Origin of the sequence: Desulfoscipio geothermicus DSM 3669, assembly GCF_900115975.1 — a bacterium.
GTDB classification, from domain to species: domain Bacteria; phylum Bacillota; class Desulfotomaculia; order Desulfotomaculales; family Desulfallaceae; genus Desulfoscipio; species Desulfoscipio geothermicus.
The window spans coordinates 50,604-56,755 of sequence record NZ_FOYM01000024.1 but is presented as its reverse complement, the minus strand read 5'-3'; the positions used below and the strand labels follow the sequence as shown (position 1 = coordinate 56,755).

The 6,152-nt window shown below is 47.5% G+C and carries 5 protein-coding genes; all 5 read right to left on the bottom strand.

The features are described 5' to 3' along the window. On the bottom strand, positions 1-1,587 hold a 1,587-nt coding region (locus BM299_RS13870), incomplete at its 3' end, for a hypothetical protein (RefSeq protein ID WP_092485502.1). 193 nt (positions 1,588-1,780) lie between these two features. Beyond that, positions 1,781-2,449: a PIG-L deacetylase family protein gene (locus BM299_RS13865; RefSeq protein WP_165608337.1), complete on the bottom strand. Its 669-nt coding sequence runs from the start codon at positions 2,447-2,449 to the stop codon at positions 1,781-1,783. A gap of 15 nt (positions 2,450-2,464) precedes the next feature. Beyond that, positions 2,465-3,430, bottom strand: coding sequence for a GNAT family N-acetyltransferase (locus BM299_RS13860; protein ID WP_092485496.1), 966 nt, complete (start codon positions 3,428-3,430; stop codon positions 2,465-2,467). A 14-nt stretch (positions 3,431-3,444) separates the two neighbouring features. After that, on the bottom strand, positions 3,445-4,107 hold the full coding sequence (locus tag BM299_RS13855) for an acetyltransferase (protein WP_092485493.1): 663 nt from the start codon (positions 4,105-4,107) through the stop codon (positions 3,445-3,447). A 17-nt stretch (positions 4,108-4,124) separates the two neighbouring features. Then, complete coding sequence (locus BM299_RS13850; RefSeq protein ID WP_092485490.1) at positions 4,125-6,110, bottom strand: sugar transferase; 1,986 nt, start codon at positions 6,108-6,110, stop codon at positions 4,125-4,127. Positions 6,111-6,152: the final 42 nt, after the last annotated feature.

The window sequence follows — 6,152 nt, the reverse complement described above, 5'->3', positions numbered from 1 at the left end:
ATCCACCGGGTCTGTTGTGATCAACCGGCCGCCGGCATCTATACCCAGCACCACTATCCGCGCGGCAGTCCCTGCGCTGCCTTTGCGGGTATCGGCGTTTATTACGTATTCTTTACCCGCTTCCAACGCAATATCCTGATACAGGCCCCAGTTGGCGCCGTTGGAAATGTATTTGTTGCCGTTTGCTTCCACACCCGGCTCACCGTATTTACCCTGCCAGCCCGTGCGGTCGTTGCTGAAGTCGCCGTTTTGCACCTGTTCCGGTACGGCCGGCGGTTCTTCAGCCGGTGGGGTTGTCCCACCGTTAACCGGCTCCTCCGGCGGCTCATTGTCGGACGGCGGGGTAATTCCACCATCCCCGGGGCCTTTCCCGCCGTTGTCCGCCGGCGGGGTGGTCTCGTTCCAACCGTTTATTTCAGACAAAGCTTTAATATACAAGGATAACCCGGCCATGCTGCCCGCAGCAATATAAGGGGCGTTTTTATCCACGTCAAGAATTTGCGGGGCCCAGGGATACAACATTGTCCAACCGGTTAACCGGTTAGTACCGTCGGTCCCCCTGCCATCCACTTGAAATGCCACACTGTCGATAGCTTTAATTATATTACTGGTTACAGTCTTTCCAAAACGAATCATATCCTGTTCATTAAACACAATCCCAGCCCGGTATGCTTTTTCTGCAAAACGCATGTCCAATACACCATGACGAATATCTTCCACATTTTTGTAACCTCTGTATTCAGGGGTGTTGGTTGTGGGATTATTGGCGGCTGTCCAGCCGGTATACGCAAGACCCCAGTAATAATTCCACACATAGGCCCCCGTGGCTTGATCAACGGTCAGGTGACTCTTGAAATGCCGGGCCATTTTTGTGGCTCTTTCCAAATAAATGGGGTCTCCGGTAACCTGATACAGGGATATTTGGGCTTCACCCAAAATCAGGTACATGTTGAAAGGAATGCCCACTCCGTCAGACCAGACCGGCGCCCCCTTTCTGATAATATAATAACCCTGGTCGCCCTCGTCCACCCATTCGTCATCATGAACCGCCACCGCATCCCGGGCGGCCTGCAGGTAAACCGCTGCTTTATCCTGGTATTCTTGCAAGTTGTATTCCTTGACTATTCTGGCAAAATCAGCTAGAGGCGAGGCAATCATACCCGTGTGAGCGGCAAAAATGTAATACTTGCCGTCCAGGGTATATTTTCCACCCGCCCGCCAGGCCGGCAAGCTCAGCCCGCGATAATCGGAAACTCCCCTCTCGCTGTCACGGTTCTTGAGAATACTGTCAGCATGTAAAATAAACCGGTCAAGATAATTTTTGTCCCTGGTAGCCTCGTACATTCGCAGGTAAGAGTATATCACGGGTCCCTCATTCCAGGCCAGGGCACCGGAGTCGTTAGTGCTTGTCCGATACCAGTTGCCATTATTGCCCACTTTATCCAGCACATCAAAAGTCCGGATAAGATCGGCCCGGTCGGTACCGGAAATGTTAACCGCCGCATGCGCCGTTCCAATCAAACTGAATAATAATCCCGCGACCAGTAATGTTATGGTCAGATAGCCCCATTTTTTTGTCTTTAACATACATAACCTCCTTTTGTCAAAACTTCATTTTTTAGGGGACTAAGACCATAATTCGACATATTTTTTAATAGCTCCTTTTCACACCCTTTGCCAATTTAAGGCAAAAGGGTGCTCCTTCTCTCCCCCTCCATCCAAGAATAAAAAGCAAAAAAATTACCGGCGTTGAAACGCCGGCTGATTCGTTTATTTATTTTTAACTGTTCACTTCCCTGACCAGGATAAAGGCTTCGGCATACTCCAGGCCGCATGACAAACCACGCTGCCGGTGATAAATGCGTACCGCTTGTTCCGAGCGGGGATGAGGATAGGGTCGTAGCTCGCTACTATATGCCTTTATAGCAGCGATTTTCTTTTCCAGAGTCTTACCAATATCATTGTAAAAGTTGGGGATAAACCACCTTTCAAAAGGCGCCGCCCATTCCGTGCTGGAAGGTACCTCATAGGTATAAACCTTTTTTATTGTGCTACCGGTTAAAGGACGCGACGCCACCAGGGTTGAATCAAATACCAACCGGTGGTCCTTGTTTACATCCCCGTGGTGATGGGTAAAAATAACTTCCGGCTTCACCTTTTTTACGCAATCCTCTATACAACTGTTTATTTCCACGTGATCAAGCGCATCCAGCTTCATATCCGGCAATTCGTAAAATATTATTTCCCTGGTTCCCAAAATCTTATTGGCTGCCAGAGCCTCTTCCCGCTTACGGTCTTTCATTTCAGGTCTCCCCGGATATTGCGCTGAACACCCCTCGGTAAGAATGGCCACATATATTTCGGCACCCATTTGGGCGTACTTGGCTATCGTCCCTCCGACACCGTATACTTCATCATCGGGGTGAGCTGCCAGCACCAATAATTTCAAACTTCTCACCACCTTTTAATAGATATCGGAATCACCCATGGTAACAAACCATCTTGTATAATCATTGACATCTTTTTGGGAAATTTGCGTGCCATTGACCATCGCTCCCAGATGGGTCAGTTCATCTGTAGGCTCAAAACCCAATTCCACGGCCGCCCGGTAAAGCATTGTACGGGCATTAAGCCAAATCGTTATTCTGTCAACTTCCTGTTTAAAGAAATAATTAACGGCATGGCTGATTAGTTTAAAATTAATTTCATTATTTATAGCCATCAGGTCGACAATTTCACCATCTTCCCCCGAAATGTCTCGATAAGTTTTTAATATTACATATCCGGCTATACTTGTAAAACCTTGCCAGGCAAATATTTTGTAATTATTGACAGGATTGTCAAGATAACGCCACTGTAAATATCTACTGTCCCTGACCACCATATTGACACCGGATTTATCAACTTGATGCCATAATTCATCAAACCGGTGATCTATTCGGTCAACATCGATGATTTCCGGCCTGCTTCTGCCGGGCAGCAATTGCCCCTTTTGAAACCTGTTAATTGCCAGCTTGGGAATCCGGGCCAGGGGAAACCAGTTTAATTTAGTCATAAAACCGTGGTAGGAATTGTTATTGGGAAAACCCCAAATCATAACCACACCTTCATTTTCCAGGCGGCGGTAAAGAGACCGGGCCAGGGTGGTAAAAATACCTTTCTTCCGGTAATCCGGGTGGGTCATGGTGGTCATGGAAAGGGCGGTCAAATACTCCCTTCCGTTAATAACCATCTTTACCGGGGACACAGCGTAATGCCCCGCCAGGGTAGAACCATCCCAACAAAGCTCTATCATGCGGCTGCCGGCGGGATTGCCGGCAAACCGCCAGCGCCAGTAATCACCCGTCATTTCCCTGTTATATACCAACCTGAACAGTTCCAGTATTTTACCTTCATCCCCCGGGGTATAGGGAGCCACCTTAAAATTCATAATTATCCCCCAATTTATTTAAAAACTTTGCCGCCAGTATTTTCCCGCACCGCTTTAGCCGGGCAGCCCAGGGCAACAACATCACCCGGAAGATTGCCAACCACCACGGCACCAAGACCAATGATGGTGTTTTGACCGATGTTCACACCGTCCCTGACAGTGACTCCGCTGGCAATATAGCATCCTTCCCCAATGCTGGTTTCACCCATGACATTGGCATCAGGTGCGATGGTTGCATAATCTCCAATTACTACATCATGACCGACGGAACAATTAAGGTTTATAATTACGTGTTTACCGATCTTAATATTTACCGTGCATACCACTCCGGCGGCAATAATGGTTCCTTCCCGTATGTCAATAAAATCTCCCATAACCGCCGAAGGATGAATCAGGGTGGCATAACGAATCCCCGATTTTTGCAAACGTTTCTCAACCTTTCTTTTAAGCTTGGGTTCGCCCAGAGCAAAAACGGCATATTTATCGCCGGCATTGGCAGCCAGCCAGTCAATGTCCCCAAGTACGGGAAATCCGTTGATTGTCTTTCCTTGCAACTTTCTGTTATCATCAACAAAACCCATTATATTCCATTGTTGTGTCATTTTGTTTTGGTGCATCGCGAGTTGCAATACTTCCCTCCCGAACCCGCCGGCGCCTACCACAACAAGCTTTTTCAACTACATCCCCCCACGCATTAACTTTCATCAGTAGGTATCCGGGCTATCCTGTCATCAGACTGGTCCACCCAGGCAACTCGTTTTTTCAGCATTACCCCTGCAGTCATCCATAATATTTTAAAATCCAGCCCAAGGGACCAGTTTTGGATATAGTGAATGTCCATTTTTATTCGCTCTTCCCAGGAGAAACATTCACCCCGGTTCACCTGGGTCCATCCGGTCATGCCCGGGGGTACATCCAGGCGCTTTTTTTGCCCGTCGGAATATTTTTCAACCTGGTAAAGCAGAGTCGGGCGAGGCCCCACCAGGCTCATATCACCTTTTAATACATTAAAAAGCTGGGGCAGTTCATCTAAACTTGTGGACCGCAATAACCTGCCCACCCGGGTAATCCTTTTTTCTTCATCAGCATAATTTTGGCCCGTTGAAACAAAATCTCTGAGCATAGTGCGAAATTTATATATTTTAAAAGGTCTCCCCTGTAAACCGGCCCGTTCCTGGATAAATATTGCCGGTGCACCGGTTTCAAATTTAATAGCCATGGCAATTAAAACCATCAAGGGCAGGGCAGCTATAATAAAAATTAATGAAAAAAAAATATCCATACATCTTTTATATCTTCTGTTCGTATTGGCGGATTTTATTAATTGCCCCGCACTTAACGAACCACCGAACAGTTTGCGAAAGGAATTTATTCCGTTTGCCAACAGCTCCCTATCAGCTCGACTGAAGGCAATCACCTGCCACAAAGGATTCCCGCTCAAACGGGCATATAAATAAAACTTAACAACTGCATTAACCGTATATGCTATGGTCGTGGCCAAAGCAGCACCGTTTATGCCCATCCGGGGAATCAGTACTATATTGGCTATAACATTTACTATAACGACCAGACAGGCCGCATACATATTTAAATCCGGCCGGCCCCGTGCGGCCAAATCATTGGCAAGAACTCTTGAAAAACTGGTAAACGCTATTCCCGGCAGCAACCATAGCAAAGCACCGGCGGCGGCCAGGTATTTTGCGCCGAATAAAAGCTTAATCAGGGGACTGGCGAATAGAGCCAGGGTTCCTCCCGCAACGACCGTCACCATAAAAATCCACCGCGCTACAATGGGTGTAAGGCGCTTGCGGGTTTCCTCATCACGGTGCAGTTCGGATAACCGGGGCAAAATAACAGTGCTGACCGACTGGGATAACATCCATAACCGTTCCGCGATTTGCACCGCAATGACATAAATACCCGTGAAAGCCGGGTTCAGAAAAAGGTTGACCAGGTAGATATCGGTCCTATAGTTGATGAAAGTAAGAATATTACTTAAATGTGCTTTCCAGCCGTAACCAATGCATTGTCCGGCATAATCGGGGGGTGGCGTACTTTTGCTTTTGTCGTGCAAATATGTCCGAACGGCATATATAGAAAAAACCAACCCCAAAAAATAACCCAAGCCAAAAGCCGTAAGCGCCCCGGCTACTCCAAGGTCAAACAACCATACCGTTAAAACGGCGAGCAGCAATGTAGCAGCGGGCGCTACCAGTAATACATGATTAAACCGCCGGAAATCCTGCACTCCTTGCAGCAAGCTGGTTAACAAAAATTGCAACAACGCCATGGGAAATATCAATAATGAAGTTAGCCATAAAAAAATTTTCGGAACACCCGGAAAAAGTGCTTCGCCCCCCACCCAGACAACGAGCACAGCCAGTAACACGCCCAGACCGCTTAAAAACAACCAAAGCCGGATATTCGTTTTAAAAGCATGATACACTGAAATACTGCCCCGGCCGATATAATAAACATTGGCTGAAGGAATGCCCAGGTTTAAGAGATTGGCAAGCAGGGTCGGGAGCAGGATGGTCATAGCGTACGTACCGTTACCCTGCGGCCCCAGAGCGCGTGCCAATAATACCACCAAAGATATGCCCAGTAAAACCGCAGTCATTTGACGCGCTAATGTTCCACCAATGTTAATAAATAATTTACGCAAACCCAGACTTCCCATACGAGCCTCCACATAAGAAACTCACCCGGCAAGGCTGTTTGA